A 17,251-nucleotide genomic window follows, 5' to 3' on the forward strand; every position below is an offset into this window, starting at 1 on the left:
TCGAGGTCGTGCACGTCGGTGGCCATCGCGGGCACGTCGACGATCGGCACGCTCGGGTGCGCCCGGGTGAAGCGGGCGAGGACCCGGCGCTCGCGCTCGGCGGTCTCGACCCGGTCGGCGTGCAGGCGCAGCACGGCCGCCGCCGTCGCGTCCCCACGCGCCGCCTCGAGGGTCTCGGCGCCCTCGCGGGCCCGCGCACCGGAAAGCGTGGCGTGCACCGGGTGGGTGCGGTTGAGCACCAGACCGGCCAGCGGCATCTTCTCGGTGCCGAGCCGCTCGACGAAGTAGGAGGCCTCACGCAGCGCGTCCGGCTCCGGCGACGCCACCACGACGAAGGACGTCCCCGGGGCGCGCAGCAGCTGGTACGTGGCGTTGGCGCGCTCCTGGAACCCGCCGAACAGCGTGTCGAAGGCCTGCACGAACGCCGAGGCGTCCGAGAGCATCTGCCCGCCGAGGATCGTCGAGACGGCCTTCGCGAACAGGTTGAAGGTCGAGCCGACGATCTTGCGCAGCGCGCTCCCGCCGGCCCGCGCGGGGGCCGAGAGCAGCCGGATCATGCGTCCGTCGAGGAATGACGACAGCCGCTGCGGCGCGTCGAGGAAGTCCAGCGCGGAGCGTGACGGCGGGGTGTCGACGATGATCAGGTCCCACCGGCCGGTCGCGGCGAGCTGGCCCAGCTTCTCCATGGCCATGTACTCCTGCGTCCCGGAGAACGACGTGGAGATGGTCTGGTAGAAGGGATTGTCGAAGATCGCCTGGGCGCGGTCGGGCGTGGCGTGGCCCGAGACCATCTCGTCGAAGGTCCGGCGCATGTCGAGCATCATCGCCTGCAGCTCGCCGCCCGACTCGCCGGTGACGGCGTCGGGCACCGCCCGGGGCTCGTTGTCGAGCTCCTCGAGGCCCATCGACTGTGCGAGTCGCCTCGCCGGGTCGATCGTGAGCACGACGACCCGGCGCCCACGCGCCGCGGCCCGCAGCCCGAGCGCTGCCGCGGTCGTCGTCTTGCCGACCCCACCGGACCCGCAGCAGACGAGCACGCGGGTCGCGCGGTCGTCGATCAGCGTGTCCAGGTCGAGGTGCTCCGGGCGGCGGAAGCGCCCGGTCGGGGCGGTGCCGGTCGGCTCAGTGGCCATGGCGCACTCCCTGCTCGCGCAGCAGCTCGGCGAGCTCGTAGAGCCCGCCCAGGTCGACGCCGTCGGCGAGCTCGGGGAGCTCGACCTGCGGCATCCCGGCCGCGTCGAGGCGCGACCGCACGCCCGCCTCGACCGCGAGCCGCTCGGTGTGCTCGTCGACCTCGGTGAGCAGTCCGTCCATCTCCTCGTCCTTGAGGAAGAGCCCCGCGGCCTCGAGGCCGGCGCGCAGCCCGCGGTCGTCGACGGGCTGTCCGCCCTCGGCGGGTACGGGCAGGCGTGCGGGGCGGACCCGGTTGATCATGACCGCGCCGGGCGGGAGGTTCGCGTCCGTCAGCTCCTCGACGGTGTCGAGGGTCTCCTGCACCGGGAGGTCCTCGAGCTGGGTCACGACGTGCACGACCGTCTGCTGCGAGTGCAGCAGCCCGACGACGCCCTCGCTCTGCGTGCGGATCGGACCGGTCCGCGCGAGCGAGCCCATCGCCTTGGTGACGTCGAGGAACTTCACGACGCGGCCGGTGGGCGGCGCGTCGAGGATCACGGCGTCGTAGAGCGGCTGGCGCGACCCGCGGGAGCGGCGGTCGTCACCGACGGTGCGCCCGACGCACTCCTTGACCTTCCCGGTGAGCAGCACGTCGCGCAGGCCCGGGGCGAGCGTCGTCGCGAACTCCACCGCGCCCATGCGGCGCAGGGTCCGGCCGGCGAGCCCGAGGTTGTAGAACATCTCGAGGTACTCGAGCAGGGCCTCCTCGGCGTCGACGGCGAGGCCGCGGACCTCGCCGCCGTCGGGGGCCACCGCGATCCGCTGCTCGGAGTAGGGCAGCGGTGGGGTGTCGAAGAGCTGGGCGATGCCCTGGCGGCCCTCGACCTCGACGAGCAGTGTGCGCCCGCCGTCGGCCGCGAGGGCCAGCGCGAGCGCCGCCGCGAGGGTCGACTTGCCCGTACCGCCCTTGCCCGTCACGACGTGGAGTCGGGCGGCGGCGAGGGATTCGGGCCAGCGTTCCACGCCCCCGTCGTCGAGGACGCCGACACTGGCCGACCGGCGCTGGTTGCTCACGGCGACCAGCGTAGGACCGCGGCCTCGCGACCGTGGCCCCCGGCCGGAGGGCTCGGTCACACTGAGGTCCCCAGGCAGGTCACGGTGCGTGCGCACGACGTTGCCGCAGGTGTGAGGGGGTACGCGGGCGTCCGGGCCGGAGCCGGGCCCGCCGGAGGCGACATCTACCCTCGGCGGCCATGAGTGCGCAGACGTGGGAATACGCGACCGTCCCCCTGCTGACCCACGCGACGAAGCAGATCCTGGATCAGTGGGGCGTGGACGGCTGGGAGCTCGTCACCGTCCTCCCCGGCCCGACCGGTGAGCAGCACGTCGCCTACCTCAAGCGACCCCTGTCGTGACGTCCCCCACGGCACGCCTGGCCGAGCTCGGGGTCGAGCTCCCGCCGGTCGCGCCGCCGAAGGGCATCTACGTGCCCGCCAAGAAGGTCGGCGCCCAGGTCTGGACGTCCGGTCAGCTCCCGCTCGTCGGCGGAGAGCTGCCGGCGACGGGGCTGGTCGGGACGGACGTCTCGGTCGACGACGCCAAGGCCTACGCCCGCATCGCCGCGCTCAACGCGCTCGCGGCGATCGACGCCCTGGTCGGGCTGGACGCGGTCGTCTCGGTCGCCAAGATCGTCGGGTTCGTGGCCTCGGCCCCCGGGTTCGGCGGGCAGCCCCAGGTGGTGAACGGCGCGTCGGAGCTCATGGGTGACGTCTTCGGCTCGGCGGGCGAACACGCCCGCTCGGCGATCGGGGTGGCGGCGCTGCCGCTGGGTGCCCCGGTCGAGGTTGAGGTCGTCGTCGACCTGGCGTGAGCTTCGGTGGTGCGTGAGCGGACGACGCTCACGGCGGAGGGAGTACGGACGTGGCGATCACGGGTGCCGGCATCGACGGGGCACCGCTCGGTGGCGACCGGTCCGACGGGGCCCGCGGCGCCGGTGACGAGCGGCCCGGCGGCGCGACCCGTGCCGGCCACGACCTCCTCGTCGCCCTCGCCGGCCGCCTGCCCGACCGGTCGCTGTGGCGGCTGCGGGACTGGCTCGCCGCCGACGCGACGGTCGCGCTGCGCACCGCCCTCCCGCGGACGCTGCTGCGCCATCGGGTCGGGGTCACCGAGACCGAGCGTGTGTTGCTGCGCGAGGCCGTGACGACCTGGGGCGGCCCGCTGCGTCTGGTCGACGCGGTGCTGCACGCGGAGTCCGCCCCGGAACCGTCCGTGACGTTCGCGGAGCCCGGCCGCTCCGCCTGGGACGCCGCCGACCTCGTGCTGCGCGCCCTGCTCCCCACCGTCGGTGACGTGGGCGAGGTCCGACGTGCCTGGCGGTCGGGTCCGACGGCCGGCGAGGTGCGCGTGGTCCTCGTGAGCGCCGCCGGCGACCTGGCCGCCCTCACCGGTGCGGTCCAGCGGGCGCTGCGCGCGCACGGCGGCGCCGACCCCGGCGTCGAGGTCATCGGCGCGGGAACCGTCACCACCAGCTACCACCGCGCGGCGCTGGCCGCGTCCGACGTCCTCTGGCGCGCCGGGGCCCCGGCCTCGGTGTCCGCCTCCGCCCCGGAGCGGAGCCCCGGTCTCCCCGGCCCGCGATCCGGGGTCGTCCCCTCACCCCCGGAACTGGTGCGTCATGGCTGAGCCCGGTACCCCGCAGCCCGACGGACCGCGTCCCCCCGCCCCCCGGACCCGCGGCGGCGGCGGGCGTGACCCGGTGGCCCTCGCCGCCTGGCGGCGCGTCGCGGAGCAGCGGCGTCGCGCCGTCGACGGGGACCTCCCGGTCGTCGGCTCCGACAACGACGCTCCGGTGGTCGCCGACCTGGTGGGCCCCGCGGCGATCGCGGACCCCGGGCCCGTGGTGGCCGCCGAGCCGACCCGACCGGCGGCTCCCGTCGCCGAGCCCGTGCTGGCTGCCGAGACGCCGCCGCCCGCCCCTGTCGCCGAGCCGCTGCCGGCCGCCGACACGACGCCCCCGACCCCCGAGCCCGAGCCCGTGGTGGCCGCCGAGCCGACCCGGCCGGCCGCCGGGGTTCCGGTCGTGCGCGACGGGGCCGCCGATTCCGGTGGCCCGCGCGCGGGCGACACGCACGCCGGGTCCGAGAGCCACGCGGGGCCGGAAGCACCGTTGCCGTCCCGCGCGGGCCACGGTGACGGCCCGCCGTCGGGCGGACGCCTGCACGACGTCCTGCTCGGCCTCGCCGGGCGCCTCGACGACGACGCGCTCACCTCGGTCCGCGAGATGGTCGCCGCCGAGGACGACGCCGAGGCCGCCGAACTGCTCGGCGGTTGTCTGCTCGCCGGCGGGGTCGGGCTGACCCCCGGGGAGCGCTCGGTGCTGCGGCCCTGGTTCACGGCCGCGCGGGTCGACCCCGACCTGCTGGCACTGCTCCCGGCCGACTCCGGGGCGCTGAGCCGCTCGGTGCACCGGTTCGCCCCGACGGCGGCGGACCGTGTGCCCGGCCTGCCGCTGGCCCGGGCCGCGCGGCGGTTGCCGGGGGTGGTGGCGGTGCGCGAGAGCTGGCGCGTCACGCCCGCGGGGTCGGCTCCCGGGCCCGTCCCGCACCGGGTGGTCCTCGTGGAGACGGCCGGACCGGACGACTGCGACCACGTCGTGCACCACCTCGCCCACGCCGCCCGCTCCCTCGACGACACGTCGGTCGAGGTGTTCCCCTCGGGCGCCGCCCTGCCCGCCTACCACCGCGAGGCGCTCGCGGCCGCCCGCCCGCTCGTCGCCGACGGCGCCGTGGCGGGCCCGAGCGTTACGACCGCGCCTGCCCCGCCTGCGGAGCGGCCGGCCCCGCCGCGGTTCGGCGCCGTCGACGACGACGAGACCTGGCGGACCGTGGCCGACTCCGACACCGCCCGCCCGGCCACGAGCACGACCATGACGCCGCCGACCGGAGACCGTCCGTACCCGGACGAGGAGGAGCCCGATCTCGCGGATCTCGACGATCCCGCCGGTGCCGAGGACCCGGTCGACGCCGGTACGGCGGGCCTGCCCGCGGTGGCCGTCGAGCGCGAGGAGCGGGTTGAGCCTGCCGTCCCGGAGACACCGCCGGAGACCTCGATCGACGACGACCTCTCCTCGACCGCTCGCCGCATCGCCGCGCTGTGGGCCCGGCCCGCGCCGGAGGACTTCTCGGCCCCGCTGCCGGACGAGTCGCTCGAGCCCACCCGCCTCGAGCCCGACGGCGAGCACGTCGCCCCGCACGGCATCGCCGCGGAGGTCGACGCGGAGTCCGGGAACGACGACGGGACGCCCAGCGGGCGCCACGGGCTCCCCGCGGCTCCCGACCCGGGCACCTCGTCGTCCCGGTCGCCGAGCTCGGGGTCGCGCACCAACGGGCACCGGGTCGACCCGGAGGAGCCCGTCGACGGGATCGCCGACACCGCGAGCCTGGACAGTGCGGAGCCGCAGACGGGCGCGCCCGTCGCCGACGACGGGTCGGACCCCGACACCGCGCAGGTGCAGCGCGCCCGTCACAGCCGCGCCCGCGACGGGGACGCGCCGCCCGAGGCGGACCCCGACCCCGCACGCTATGGGCACGACGCCCGCTTCGGCGCCGGCGCCGGACCCGCCTGGCCGGGCGGCCCGGTGACCGGCGACCCCGGACCCGGCCCGGACACGCTGTTCGCCTCGCCCGTGGAGATCGGCGAGGAGCCGGTGACGTTCGGGACCAACGGTCACCGGCACGGTCCGGTCCCCGCGGTGCCCGACGACGAGCCGGTCACTCTCGGCACGAACGGCCACCGGCACGAGCCCACCGCGGGCGGGCCCCACGAGGAGCCGGCCACCGGCCCGGTGGCCTGGGCCGGACCGGCCGGTCCCGGGGGTCCGCCGCCGTACGCCGGGGCTGCCGGCCCACCGCCCCATGCGGGACCGCCGCATGCCGGGCGGCCCCACGCCGGACCGCCCGCGGGACCGCCGCCCGCCGGACCGCCCGCCGTCGGGCATCCCGCCGCCGGGCCACCGGCGGGCATTCCGGGGGGCCCAGTCCCCGGCCCCGTCGGGAACGGTCCCGGGCCGAGGCGGCCCGGAGACCCCGGGGACGTCGCGCCGCCGTGGGCGGCCGCGGACGGCGCGGGCTGGCCCTCCGAAGCGCCGGGATGGTCCCCGGCCGCGGACGGCGGACCCGGCCGTCCGCCTGAGGCGGAGAGCACGGCCGCGTGGTCGCCGGACCTCGACGACTCGGTCGCCCAGCTCTCCGACCGGGAGCGCGAGCTGCTGGCCCGGCTCCACGAGGAGCTCGCGCAGCGTGAGCGGGCCGAGGGTGCCGACCCGTTCGCCGGCCCGCCGCCCCCGTCGGATCGGCCCGCCCCGCCGCAGCCGCCGGCGCCGGGTCCGGGCGGGTCACGTCGCCCGCGTCCGGGCCCGCCCCCCGGACCCCCGCCGGGTGGCCGGGTCAACGGCCACGGACTGCCGGGGAACCCGGACGACACGGGCGCCTGAGCGACGCCGTTAGGGTCCGGGCGTGACCGACCCGTCCGAGTCCGCACGGCCCGAGCACCCCGCCTACGAGACGCTGCGCCCCGTGACGGCGGCCGCGGGCGTGGTGCTCGCGGACAACCCGTCCGGGATGACCCTCGACGGCACCAACAGCTGGGTGCTGCGCGCGCCCGGTCAGCGGGGGTGCGTCGTCGTCGACCCGGGTCCCGACGATCCGCGGCACCTCGCGCAGCTGGTGGACCAGGGGCCGGTCGAGCTGATCCTGCTGACCCACCACCACCTCGATCACAGCGAGAGCGCGCGCGCGTTCTCGGAGCGGACGGGGGCGCCGGTCCGCGCGCTCGACCCGCTGCTGTGCCTGGGCGCGGAAGGCCTGGGCGTGGGGGAGGCCGTCGGCGCGGCGGGCCTCGACATCCGCGTCGTGGCGACGCCGGGGCACACGACCGACTCGCTCTGCTTCGTCGTCGACGGCGACGGCAGCGTGCTGACCGGCGACACCGTGCTCGGGCGTGGCACGACCGTGCTCGGCGACCACCACGGCGCCCTGGGGGACTACCTGAGCTCCCTGCAGCGGCTCGCCGCGCTCCCGGCGGGGACCGCTCTGCTCCCCGGGCACGGACCCGACCTCGCGGACGCCCCGCAGACCGCGCGCGACTACCTCGCCCACCGCGAACAGCGCCTGGCGCAGGTGCGGGCGGCGCTGGGCAGGCTCGGGGAGGACGCGACGCCGCGCCAGGTCGTCGAGGTCGTCTACGCGGACGTCGACGAGTCCCTGTGGCCCGCCGCCGACATCTCGGTCGCCGCGCAGCTGGAGTACCTGCGCGAGCACGGCTGACGGCCGACGAAGGGCCCCTCGCCCGGCTGTCCGAGCGAGGGACCCCTTCGATCGGGACGACTAGCGGGCGCGACGCGCCAGGCGGTCCGGCTCCAGGATGAGGACGCTCTTGCCCTCGAGGCGCAGCCAGCCGCGGGCGGCGAAGTCGGCGAGCGCCTTGTTCACCGTCTCGCGCGAGGCGCCCACGAGCTGGGCGATCTCCTCCTGCGTGAGGTCGTGCGTGACCCGCAGCAGGCCGGCCTCCTGCGAGCCGAAGCGCTGCGCGAGCTGCAGCAGCGCCTTGGCCACGCGACCCGGCACATCGGTGAAGATGAGGTCCGCGAGCAGGTTGTTGGTGCGGCGCAGCCGACGGGCGACGACGCGCAGCAGCTGCTCCGCGATCTCCGGGCGCTGGGAGATCCACTCCTTGAGTGCGGTGCGGTCCATCGAGTAAGCGCGCACGTCCGTCACACACGTGGCGGTCGACGTCCGGGGACCGGGGTCGAAGATCGACAGCTCACCGAACATGTCGGAGGGGCCGAAGATCGAGAGGAGGTTCTCCCGGCCGTCCGGGGACCGCCGTCCGATCTTGACCTTTCCGCTCTGCACGATGAACAGCCGGTCACCCGGTTCGCCCTCGTTGAAGATGACGGTGCCACGGGGGAACTCGACGCGGTCGAGAGATTCCGTCAACACTTCGATCGCGGCCGGATCCACGCCCTGGAAGATCCCCGCGCGGGCCAGTACCTCGTCCACCGTCCGCTCCTCGCCGACTCGTCCGACCCCGTACGGTCCGAGGCTCGATGGCCTCGCGCCGCACTGTGTCACCAGTCACGTCTTTCACAAAGTCTAGTCGTGTGCGACGCCATGATCACGCTGCACGCGCCTGACGCGACCCCCGGGTCTAGCCCCCATGGTCGCCATCCGCGAGCAGCATCCCCCGTTTGGACGATCTTACCCGGCATATATGACGCCGCTGGGTGAGCGTCAGACACTCGTGGAGTCGCGCGGGGTCGGTGCCGTCCCGCGCCCGCGCTTCGACCCACCCCCGCGCTTGCCCAGGTTGCGCAGCCGGAACATCTGCAGGGCCCCGCCGATGCCCTGTCGGAACAGGGCCTTGACCTCGTCGGGGCGCGCGCGCTCGAGGAAATCCTCGACCTCGTCCTCACGGACGGTGCCCGCGCGCAGTCTCGTCTCCAGGCGTTCCATGCCCAGGGCGAAGACCATGATGAGCAGGGGGATGAGGACGGCGATCCAGGCGGTCATGGTGAGAGGGATGCTCCCGCACGCGCGCGAAGCGGCGACCACCGGGGTCGTCCGGGCGTGTCGGGACCTCCACCCATGCCCCGTCGCTCCGCTCGCCCGGTGTTCCCCATGCCCCGTCGCTCCGCTCGCCCCGTTCATTACCCTGGACGGATGACCTCGGGGGCCACGACTCGCAGCGGCGGAGCGACCGGTGCGAAACCGGGCGAGACGCGCCTCGGGCTCGTGCGCCGGGCCCGGCGCATGCACCGGGCGCTCGCCGAGGCGCACACCGACGCCCACTGCGAGCTCGACTTCACCAGCCCGCTCGAGCTGCTGGTCGCGACGGTCCTCTCCGCCCAGACCACCGATGTCACCGTCAACCGCGTGACCCCGGCCCTGTTCGCGCGGTACCAGGACGCGGCGGCCTACGCGGGCGCGGACCGCACCGAGATGGAGGAGATCCTCCGCCCGACCGGCTTCTACCGGGCGAAGACGAACTCGGTGATGTCCCTGGGTGCCGCGCTCGTGGAGAAGTTCGGCGGGGAGGTGCCCGGTCGCCTGAAGGATCTCGTCACGCTCCCCGGCGTCGGGCGCAAGACCGCCAACGTCGTGCTGGGTAACGCGTTCGGCGTCCCCGGGATCACCGTCGACACCCACTTCGGCCGCCTCACCCGCCGGTGGGCGTGGACCGACTCGGAGGATCCGGTGGAGGTGGAGAAGCAGGTCGGCGCGCTCATCGAGCGCAAGGACTGGACGATGCTGTCCCACCGCGTGATCTTCCACGGGCGCCGGGTGTGCCACGCGAAGAAGCCGGCGTGCGGCGCCTGCTCGCTCGCGAAGGACTGCCCGTCGGCCGGGATCGGCGAGAACGACCCGGTGAAGGCCGCCAAGCTGGTGAAGGGTCCGGAGGCCGATCACCTCCTGGCCCTCGTCGGTCTCGAGCGGTGACGCGCACGGAGGTCGGATCGACCCTGCTCGTGGTGGTCCTGGTGATCGTCGGGGTCATCGCCCTGTGGCCGCGGGACTCGGACGGCGGGTCCGCGCCGCAGCCCGTGCCCGCGGCGGCCCCCACCGTGCGCAGCGACCCCACCGAGCTCGCCGACGCCCGCGCCCGCGCCGCGCTCGAGCCCTGCCCGACCCCGACGGCGGGCGCCCCGGCCGCCGGGGCACCGCTCGCCGGCCTGACCCTCGACTGCCTCGGTGCCCCCGGCCGGACCGACCTCGGGTCCGCGCTGACCGGGCGGACGACTCTGGTCAACCTGTGGGCCTCCTGGTGCGGACCCTGCCGCGAGGAGATCCCGGCGATCACCGCCTACGCGGCCGAGCCCGGGGCGGCCGCGGTGCTCGGGGTCGACGTCGCCGACGACCCGGCCGACGCGCTCGCGCTCCTCGGCCAGCTCGGTGCCCGCTACCCGTCGGTGTCCGACCCGGGCCAGACCGTCGGGCGCCGCCTCGGGGCGGCGCCGGTGCTCCCGGCCAGCGTCGTCGTGCGGCCCGACGGCACCGTCGTCCCGCTGTCCGCCCAGGTGTTCGCCTCGCCCGCGCAGGTGCGCGCCGCGGTCGACGGTGCCCTGGCCAAGGCGCAGGGGTGACCGGCCTGCTGCGCCCGCGGGAGGCGCCGCCGTGGCTCGCGCCCCTCGTCGCCGGGTGCGGGCGGGCCACCGAGGACGACGTCCCGTTCCGGCGACGCCCGGGCGCGGACCCGGCCCGCGAGGCCGCCGTCCTGCTGCTCTTCGGTGAGACGGACGCGGGGCCGGACGTGCTGCTCACCGAGCGCGCCCCCGACATGCGCGACCACGCGGGCCAGGTCGCGTTCCCCGGCGGCGGGCTGGAGCCCGGCGACGGCGAGGGGCTCGACGCCAAGGTCACCGCCGCCCTGCGCGAGACCTGGGAGGAGACCGGGGCCGACCCGGCGGGCATCGTCCCGCTCGCGACGCTGCCTGCGCTGACGATCCCGGTCACCGGGTTCGCCGTCACGCCCGTCGTCGCGCACTGGGCCCGTCCCGTCGCGGTCGGCGTGGTCGACCCGGCCGAGGCGGCCGCCGTCGTCCGGGTCCCGCTCGCCGAGCTCACCGACCCGGACCGCCGCTTCACCGTCACCTCCCCCGGCGGCTACCTCGGGCCGGCGTTCGCCGTCCGCGGGCTCCTGGTGTGGGGGTTCACCGCCATAGTGCTGTCCTGGGTCCTGGACCTCGCGGGGTGGACGATTCCCTGGGACACCTCCGACGTCCGCGACCTCGACGAGGCCTGGGCCCGTCGGGGAGACAATGAGGCGGCCCGCCGCCGTGAGGGAGACGCGATCCGATGAGCTGGGTCGACATCGTCGTCGTGCTGCTCGCGCTCGCCGCGGCCATCTCGGGCTGGCGGCACGGGCTCGCGGTCGCCGCGCTGTCCTTCCTGGGCGTCATCGGCGGCGCCCTGGTGGGGCTGAAGATCGCGCCGCTGGTGGTCGGGCTGTTCGAGGGCGACACCAGCCGCGTCGTCGTCAGCGTGCTGATCGTCATCGCGCTGGTGGCGCTGGGCGAGACGCTCGGGGTCTATCTGGGGCGCGCGCTGCGTGACCGGATGCGGCTCAACGCCGTCCGCACCGTCGACTCGACGTTCGGCTCGATCCTGCAGGCCATCACTGCGCTCGTCGTCGCGTGGCTGATCGCGCTGCCGCTCGCGACGTCGTCGAACGTCGCGCTGTCCTCCGCATTGCGGAGCTCCACCGTGCTCTCGACGGTCGACTCGGTGATGCCCGCCCCGGTCCGGGCGCTGCCCAACGAGCTGCGCTCGATGTTCGACGCGTCCGGCTTCCCCGACGTGCTCTCGCCGTTCTCCTCCACGCCCGGCACGGCGGAGGTCCCGGCGCCGGAGCCGGCTCTCGTGCGCGACCCCGTCGTGGCGCGAGCCCGGTCGAGCGTGCTCAAGATCCGCGGTAAGGCGCCGTCGTGCTCCCGGGCGCTGGAGGGCACCGGGTTCGTGATCGGGAACGAGCGGGTGATGACGAACGCCCACGTCGTCGCCGGCACGAGCGAGGTGTCGGTCGAGGTGCCCAAGTCCGGCGGCGGCTCGGACACCGAGTCGGCGCGTGTCGTCTACTACGACGAGCAGGTCGACGTCGCGGTCCTCGCGGTGCCGGGGCTCGAGGCGCGCACGTTGCCGTTCAACTTCTCCGGCGCCCAGACCGGGGACAACGCCGTGGCGCTGGGCTATCCGCTCGACGGGCCGTTCTCGTCGAGCCCGGCCAAGATCCGTCAGCGGATCCAGCTGCGCGGCCCGGACATCTACGACTCGTCGACGGTCACCCGCGACGTCTACACGATCCGCGGCACGGTGCGGTCCGGGAACTCCGGCGGCCCTCTGGTGAACCCGCAGGGCCAGGTCATCGGCGTCGTGTTCGGGGCGGCCGTCGACCAGGGCGACACCGGGTTCGTGCTCACCGCCGACCAGGTCCGCGCGGCCCTGAACGCCTCGCCGGGCGCGACGAGCCGGGTGTCGACGGGGAGCTGCGCGGCGTAGGTGCGCTCCGCGCTCGTGAGCACTATGTGGGGCTATAGCTTCTTTTTGTGCTCACCGGCCGGAGGCACCCAGGCGGCGGAGGAGCACCTCCGTGACGTGGCGCGGGGACTCCTGGTGCGGGAAGTGACCGACCCCGGGCACCGTCAGGAACTCGTGGTCCGCTGCCCAGCGGGCCGAGGCGCGCGCGACCGGGGCGGGCACCCACGGGTCGTGCTCGCCGTGCAGCGTCAGGACCGGCACGTCGATCCGCCGGTCGATCGCGCGGGCGAAGCGCCCGCCGTCGGGACGACCCTGGGAGCGCACCGCCCAGCGGAAGTACTCGAGGGCGCAGTGCGAGGTGCGGGGGGTCAGGATCGCGGCCGCGTGATGGGCGGCGACCCCCGCGAACTCGGGCGCCTGGGGCCACGCCGGCCCGGAGCCCGCCGCCAGCAGCTCAGCGGCCCGGGCGCCGCCGTCGCGACGCAGTGAGCGCTCCGCGAGACGGGGGAGCTGGAAGAACGCGACGTCGCGCAGCGCAGCGGCATGACGCCAGGGGCGGTGCTGCACCGCGCGGCGCAGCGCCAGGGGGTGCGGGGTCGCGACGACGGCGAGGCGGGAGACCACCCGCGGGTGCAGGGCGGCCACCGTCCAGGCGATCGCCCCGCCCCAGCCGGCACCGACGATCGTCGCCCGCCGTGCCCCGAGGGCCCGGACGAGCCCGGCGACGTCACCGGCCAGCGTCCACAGGTCGTAGCCCCGGGGAGGCCGGTCGGAGCCGCAGTAGCCCCGGAGGTCGGGCGCGACGACGTGGTGCCCCTCGGCCCCGAGTGCCGTCAGCTGGTGGCGCCAGGACCACCAGAACTCCGGGAAGCCGTGGAGCAGCAGGACCGGGTCGCGACCGGGAGCCGACGGGCCGCACTCGGCGACGTGCAGCCGGATGCCGTTGGCGGACACCGCGCGGTGCCGCCACGGCCCGGCCAGCGTCGCCGGGTCGTTCTCGAGGTGCGGGTGGCTCAGGCCGACGGCGAGGCGTCGGAGCGGCCGCGGCGCAGGGCCTCGACCGACTCGCGGGCCGTCTCGATGGTCCGCTCGGGCGCCTTGATCTTGCGGACCTTGAGGTAGCCGAGGAGCCCGGCGATGCCCGCGGTGATCAGCATGATCGCGAAGGTCACCGCGTAACCGGCCCACTGCTGGCTCGGCCAGATGAGGTTGAACGCCTCGGCGACGGCGAAGAAGAAGTAGAAGAGGCTGAACAGCGCGATGACGGCCGCCAGCACGAAGAAGATGCTCCCCTGCACCCCCTTCTTCACCTCGGCGGTGACCTCCTGCTTGGCCAGTTCGACCTCCGCACGCACCAACGTGGAGACGTGCGTGGTCACCTCCTTGACCAGCGACCCGACGGACGCGTCGCCGCTGGTGCGCACCGGTTCGGCGTTGAGCGGGATCGAAGGCACCACAGGGGGTCCTCCGGGGGACGACGGCGAGGTCAACGGGCCCTCCTGGCGGGGTCGGGTCGAGAGGGGGCACATCGTGCCACGACCGAGGCGTGACCGAGTCGTGACACGTGCGGTCGTGCCGTGTCTTCCCGATCAACGACGGAGTCAGTCCTCCCCGCAGGGGCGTGTCACTCGCTCGGAGACCGGCGCAGGGCCTTGCGGTCGGAGTGCCTGCGCTTGTCCTCGAGCCGTCGCCGCTTCGCGCCCCGGCTGGGACGACGAGCCTTCCGGGTGGGCGGATCCGGGGCGAGGGCCTCGCGCAGGAGGGCCGCGAGGCGCCGTCGCGCGGCCTCCCGGTTGCGGCGTTGGGACCGGTGCTCGGAGGCCGTGACGTGCAGCACCCGGCCGCCGAGGAGACGAGGGACACGGGCGAGGAGACGCTCGCGGGCCTCGTCGGGGATGCCGGGCGCGTCGGCGAGGTCGACGAGGAGCTCGACGCGGGAGTCGGCGGTGTTCACGCCTTGCCCGCCCGGCCCGGACGAGCGGGAGAACCGCCAGGTCAGGGCGGTCGCGGGCAGCACGACGTCGTCGGAGACCCGCAGGTCCCCGGCCGGGTCGTCGTGGTCGTCCATCCCTCCAGTGTCCCTGCGGTGTCGAGCGGGTCGGCCACGTCAGAAAAGTCTCGTTCCAGACACTGGACGTCAGTTTTCCGGCTCTCACGGGCTCGCAGGCCACCTGGGACCATGGGCGCATGACCGCCGCGACCACCGATCCGCTCGCACCGCTGCTCGACCTGCCCGGTGTGGCCGAGGGCGCGGAGTCCGTGCGCAGGCACGTCGATGCCGTCCACGCGCACCGCACGAACCGCCGCGGCTGGCCGACGACCGCCGCGGAGGCCGGCACACGCGCGGCCCGCGCCTCGGCCGCGCTCGACGGCGGCAGTGCGGACCTGCCCGAGGACGGTCCCGTCACCGACCCGACACTGGCCGGGGCGCTGCGCGTGGCGGAGGCGCTCGGCGGGCTGCTCCCCACGTGGCGCCGCGCCCCGCTGCAGGCGCTCGCCCGGCTGCACGTCCTCGCGGCGACCGACCGGATGCCGGAGTCCGACCTCGGACGGCCCCGACCCGGCGCCTGGGTGTCGACGCGCCTGGACGCGCTCGCGGGCCTCGTCGTCGGCGGTACGTCCGTCCCGGGACCGGTCCTGGTCGGCGTCGTGCACGGGGAACTGCTGGCGCTGTCGCCGTTCTTCGTCGCGAACGGCGTCGTCGCGCGGGCGGCCGCCCGGCTGACGGCCATCTCGACGGGCCTCGACCCCAAGGGTCTGGCGGTCCCCGAGGTCGGCCACCTGCGCGCCTCGACGGAGTACTCCACGGCCGCGCAGGCGTTCGCGTCCGGCACCCACGAGGGTCTCGCCCAGTGGTTCTCGCACTGCGTCACCGCGTGGCGCACCGGCGCGAAGGAGGCCACCGGGATCGCGGACGCCGCGGGCTGACGCCGTTCGGACGAGCGCGCGATCCCCACCGGCACCGTCGGGCCCGTCCGTCCCCAGGGGCGCGCCCGCGACTGCCCCGTGAGCGCTCGACGGCGCGACCCTCCCGCGTGTGGACGGACGACGGGTGACGGTGTGCTGCGACGACGAGGACCTCCTGGACGAGGTGGTCCGCGTCTCGGCCGCGGCGGGATGCGAGCTGGAGCGGGTGCCGGACGCGGCCGCGCTGCGGCGACGATGGCCGGGCGCGGCGATGGTGCTGCTCGACGAGGCCGCGGCGCGGGCGGTCGCCGGGGTGCGGCTCGGGCGCCGCGACGGCGTGGTGGTGCTGTGCCGGGGTGATCCGCCGGGCAGCGTCTGGGAGCGGGCGGTCGCCGTCGGCGCCGAGCACGTCGTGTCGCTGCCGGAGGGGGAGGACTGGCTGGTCGCGGCGCTCTCGGACACCGTCGAGGAGTCCTCGACGGGTGACGGGCGGGTCGTGTCGGTGATCGGCGGCCGTGGCGGCGCCGGTGCGTCCGTGCTCGCGGCAGCGGTGGCGGTGCGGGCCCACGACGAGGGCGCCCGGGTGCTGCTCGTGGACTGCGACCCGCTCGGTGGCGGCCTCGACCTCGTGGTCGGTGCCGAGCAGGTGGAGGGGCTGCGCTGGCCGGGCCTCGCGCTCGGCGGGGGACGGGTCGCCGCGTCGTCACTGCACGAGGCCCTCCCCGCGGCGGAGGACGGGGCGCCGGCGCTCACGGTGCTCTCGTGCGACCGGCACGGCCCGGGTCCGGCACCCGAGGCCGCGCGGGCCGTGGTCGAGGCGGGTCGCCGCGCGGGCGACACGGTGGTGTGCGACCTGCCCCGCCACCTGACCGACGCGGCCGCCGCGGTGCTGGACGCCTCCGACCTGACGGTGGTCGTGGTGCCCGCCGAGGTCCGGGCGACGGCGGCGGCCTCCCGGGTGGCCCGGCAGGCGGCTGATCGGGGCGCGACGGTGGCGGTGGTGGTGCGCGGGCCCTCTCCCGGTGGCCTGGTGGGCGACGACGTGGCGGAAGCCCTCGGTCTCGACGTCCTCGTCTCGATCGACGCCGAGCCCGGCCTGGCGGCGTCGCTCGACCGCGGCGCAGTGCCCGGCGTGCGCCGCGGGCCCCTCGCGGAGGCCGCGGGCGCGGTCCTGGACGCGCTCGACCAGCTCCTCGGTGGGCGCCCCGCGGCGGCCTGAGCGGCGGGAACGCGACCCGGCCCACCCGTGCGGTGGGCCGGGTCGCCGTCGTGCGCGGGAGACGGCGGTGGGCCAGGCCTGCGCCGTTCGGCGCAACGGTCGTCCCCAGCCGGCACCGGGGGCCCGGGTTGTCCACAGGTCGCGGGCTCGTCCTCGGAGATCGGGGCACCGGTCGGGGAGCGTCGTCGCCGTCACGAGACGGAGGGCGGTGGCGGGGATGGCGGTCGAGGCGGGGACCGGCGAGGTCGGCGATCTCGTGGAGCGGGTCCGCACGCGGCTGGCGAGCGCGGGCGGGGAGGCGGGGGTCGCCGAGCTCGCGGCGGCGGTGCGGGCGGAGGCACGGGGCGTGGTCGGCGACGCCGACGTGCTCGCCGCGGTCCGCGCGCTGCAACGGGAGTTCGTCGGCGCGGGGCCGCTGGAGCCGCTGCTGCGTGACCCGGCGACCTCCGACGTGCTGGTCACCGCCCCGGACGCGGTGTGGGTCGACCGCGGGGCGGGCCTCGAGCGTGCCGCGGTGACGTTCGCGGACGAGGACGCGGTCCGGCGGCTGGCCCAACGGCTGGCGGCTGCGGCCGGCCGCCGGCTGGACGACGCGAGCCCCTACGTCGATGCCCGCCTCCCCGGGAGCGGGGTGCGCCTGCACGCCGTGCTGCCCCCGGTGGCCGCCGACGGGACGTGCGTCTCGCTGCGGGTGCTCCGCCCGGCCCGGCACGACCTCGACGCCCTCGAGGCGGGCGGGACGATCGACGCCACCGGGCGTGCGCTGCTCGAGGCGCTGGTCACCGCCCGGCTCGCGTTCCTCGTGGTGGGAGGCACCGGTTCGGGCAAGACGACGGTGCTCTCGGCGTTGCTGGCCCGGGTCCCGCCCCACGAACGCCTGGTGGTGGTGGAGGACGCCGAGGAGCTGCGCCCGAACCACCCCCACGTGGTCCGGCTGGTCTCCCGTCCCGCGAACGTCGAGGGCGCGGGCACCGTGCTG

At 75.9% G+C, this 17,251-nt stretch carries 19 protein-coding genes; 12 read left to right on the plus strand and 7 right to left on the minus strand.

Features of this window, described 5'->3' with window-relative positions:
- Together bagB and bagA are read right to left on the minus strand one after the other, a co-directional pair.
- Positions 1 to 1,133, minus strand: a 1,133-nt coding sequence (gene bagB, locus VGI02_RS18945; RefSeq protein WP_331629686.1) for an ArsA family ATPase, incomplete at its 3' end; no start/stop codon positions are given.
- Positions 1,123 to 2,187, minus strand: a complete 1,065-nt coding sequence (gene bagA / locus VGI02_RS18950) for an ATPase BagA (protein ID WP_414638316.1) — start codon at positions 2,185 to 2,187, stop codon at positions 1,123 to 1,125. The genes bagA and bagB, both read right to left, overlap by 11 nt.
- Positions 2,188 to 2,366: 179 nt before the next feature.
- On the opposite strand from bagA, the gene sp36 reads away from it, so the two are divergent.
- The 5 genes from sp36 to VGI02_RS18975 are packed head-to-tail and all read left to right on the plus strand — an operon-like array spanning position 2,367 to position 7,439.
- A complete protein-coding gene (sp36, locus tag VGI02_RS18955) occupies positions 2,367 to 2,528 on the plus strand; it encodes a Sp36 family protein (protein WP_331629688.1) in 162 nt (53 codons plus the stop codon).
- The gene (locus VGI02_RS18960; RefSeq protein WP_331629690.1) at positions 2,525 to 2,983 is read left to right on the plus strand and encodes a RidA family protein; all 459 of its coding nucleotides are present in this window, start codon (positions 2,525 to 2,527) and stop codon (positions 2,981 to 2,983) included. Before sp36 ends, VGI02_RS18960 begins: the two co-directional genes overlap by 4 nt.
- A 50-nt stretch (positions 2,984 to 3,033) precedes the next feature.
- Entirely contained in the window at positions 3,034 to 3,798 is a 765-nt protein-coding gene (locus VGI02_RS18965) for a hypothetical protein (RefSeq protein ID WP_331629692.1), read from the plus strand.
- Entirely contained in the window at positions 3,791 to 6,607 is a 2,817-nt protein-coding gene (locus VGI02_RS18970; RefSeq protein ID WP_331629694.1) for a hypothetical protein, read from the plus strand. The genes VGI02_RS18965 and VGI02_RS18970 overlap by 8 nt, the downstream gene beginning before the upstream one ends.
- 22 nt (positions 6,608 to 6,629) lie before the next feature.
- The gene (locus VGI02_RS18975) at positions 6,630 to 7,439 is read left to right on the plus strand and encodes an MBL fold metallo-hydrolase (RefSeq protein WP_331629696.1); all 810 of its coding nucleotides are present in this window, start codon (positions 6,630 to 6,632) and stop codon (positions 7,437 to 7,439) included.
- A 60-nt stretch (positions 7,440 to 7,499) separates the two neighbouring features.
- Here VGI02_RS18975 and VGI02_RS18980 read toward each other — a convergent pair whose 3' ends face one another.
- Positions 7,500 to 8,174 carry a Crp/Fnr family transcriptional regulator gene (locus VGI02_RS18980; RefSeq protein ID WP_230731653.1) on the minus strand — a complete coding sequence of 225 codons (675 nt, stop codon included), beginning with the start codon at positions 8,172 to 8,174 and terminating at the stop codon, positions 7,500 to 7,502.
- A 231-nt stretch (positions 8,175 to 8,405) separates the two neighbouring features.
- Complete coding sequence (locus VGI02_RS18985) at positions 8,406 to 8,684, minus strand: hypothetical protein (protein ID WP_331629698.1); 279 nt, start codon at positions 8,682 to 8,684, stop codon at positions 8,406 to 8,408.
- 150 nt (positions 8,685 to 8,834) lie between these two features.
- Between VGI02_RS18985 and nth the strand changes: the two genes are divergently transcribed.
- Genes nth through VGI02_RS19005 form a run of 4 tightly spaced genes read left to right on the plus strand, consistent with a single transcriptional unit; the run spans position 8,835 to position 12,167 of the window.
- The gene (gene nth, locus VGI02_RS18990; protein ID WP_331629700.1) at positions 8,835 to 9,611 is read left to right on the plus strand and encodes an endonuclease III; all 777 of its coding nucleotides are present in this window, start codon (positions 8,835 to 8,837) and stop codon (positions 9,609 to 9,611) included.
- Positions 9,608 to 10,255, plus strand: a complete 648-nt coding sequence (locus tag VGI02_RS18995) for a TlpA family protein disulfide reductase (RefSeq protein ID WP_331629702.1) — start codon at positions 9,608 to 9,610, stop codon at positions 10,253 to 10,255. Before nth ends, VGI02_RS18995 begins: the two co-directional genes overlap by 4 nt.
- Positions 10,252 to 10,971, plus strand: a complete 720-nt coding sequence (locus tag VGI02_RS19000; RefSeq protein WP_331629704.1) for an NUDIX hydrolase — start codon at positions 10,252 to 10,254, stop codon at positions 10,969 to 10,971. The genes VGI02_RS18995 and VGI02_RS19000 overlap by 4 nt, the downstream gene beginning before the upstream one ends.
- A complete protein-coding gene (locus VGI02_RS19005) occupies positions 10,968 to 12,167 on the plus strand; it encodes a MarP family serine protease (RefSeq protein ID WP_331629706.1) in 1,200 nt (399 codons plus the stop codon). Before VGI02_RS19000 ends, VGI02_RS19005 begins: the two co-directional genes overlap by 4 nt.
- Positions 12,168 to 12,218: 51 nt before the next feature.
- On the opposite strand, the gene VGI02_RS19010 is transcribed toward VGI02_RS19005, so the two are convergent.
- The 3 genes from VGI02_RS19010 to arfB form a co-directional block, all read right to left on the minus strand.
- Positions 12,219 to 13,100, minus strand: coding sequence for an alpha/beta fold hydrolase (locus VGI02_RS19010; RefSeq protein ID WP_331629708.1), 882 nt, complete (start codon positions 13,098 to 13,100; stop codon positions 12,219 to 12,221).
- A 59-nt stretch (positions 13,101 to 13,159) separates the two neighbouring features.
- Entirely contained in the window at positions 13,160 to 13,600 is a 441-nt protein-coding gene (locus VGI02_RS19015) for a phage holin family protein (RefSeq protein ID WP_331629710.1), read from the minus strand.
- A 170-nt stretch (positions 13,601 to 13,770) separates the two neighbouring features.
- Entirely contained in the window at positions 13,771 to 14,214 is a 444-nt protein-coding gene (arfB, locus tag VGI02_RS19020) for an alternative ribosome rescue aminoacyl-tRNA hydrolase ArfB (RefSeq protein ID WP_331629712.1), read from the minus strand.
- Between the two features lie 119 nt (positions 14,215 to 14,333).
- Between arfB and VGI02_RS19025 the strand changes: the two genes are divergently transcribed.
- From VGI02_RS19025 to VGI02_RS19035, 3 genes are all read left to right on the plus strand, one after another.
- On the plus strand, positions 14,334 to 15,074 hold the full coding sequence (locus VGI02_RS19025) for an oxidoreductase (RefSeq protein WP_331629714.1): 741 nt from the start codon (positions 14,334 to 14,336) through the stop codon (positions 15,072 to 15,074).
- A 109-nt stretch (positions 15,075 to 15,183) separates the two neighbouring features.
- Positions 15,184 to 16,272 carry a septum site-determining protein Ssd gene (ssd, locus tag VGI02_RS19030; protein WP_331629716.1) on the plus strand — a complete coding sequence of 363 codons (1,089 nt, stop codon included), beginning with the start codon at positions 15,184 to 15,186 and terminating at the stop codon, positions 16,270 to 16,272.
- Positions 16,273 to 16,489: 217 nt separating this feature from the next.
- Positions 16,490 to 17,251, plus strand: a 762-nt coding sequence (locus VGI02_RS19035; RefSeq protein ID WP_331629718.1) for a TadA family conjugal transfer-associated ATPase, incomplete at its 3' end; no start/stop codon positions are given.

The organism is Actinomycetospora sp. (genome assembly GCF_036497245.1).
Taxonomy (GTDB): Bacteria; Actinomycetota; Actinomycetes; order Mycobacteriales; family Pseudonocardiaceae; genus Actinomycetospora.

Excerpts from the sequence above, each read along its gene's own strand:
- VGI02_RS19005 (WP_331629706.1), top strand. The coding sequence starts at position 10,968 with ATGAGCTGGGTCGACATCGTCGTCGTGCTGCTCGCGCTCGCCGCGGCC.
- VGI02_RS19025 (WP_331629714.1), top strand. The coding sequence starts at position 14,334 with ATGACCGCCGCGACCACCGATCCGCTCGCACCGCTGCTCGACCTGCCC.
- arfB (WP_331629712.1), bottom strand. The coding sequence starts at position 14,214 with ATGGACGACCACGACGACCCGGCCGGGGACCTGCGGGTCTCCGACGAC.
- nth (WP_331629700.1), top strand. The coding sequence starts at position 8,835 with ATGACCTCGGGGGCCACGACTCGCAGCGGCGGAGCGACCGGTGCGAAA.
- sp36 (WP_331629688.1), top strand. The coding sequence starts at position 2,367 with ATGAGTGCGCAGACGTGGGAATACGCGACCGTCCCCCTGCTGACCCAC.
- VGI02_RS18970 (WP_331629694.1), top strand. The coding sequence starts at position 3,791 with ATGGCTGAGCCCGGTACCCCGCAGCCCGACGGACCGCGTCCCCCCGCC.
- VGI02_RS18985 (WP_331629698.1), bottom strand. The coding sequence starts at position 8,684 with ATGACCGCCTGGATCGCCGTCCTCATCCCCCTGCTCATCATGGTCTTC.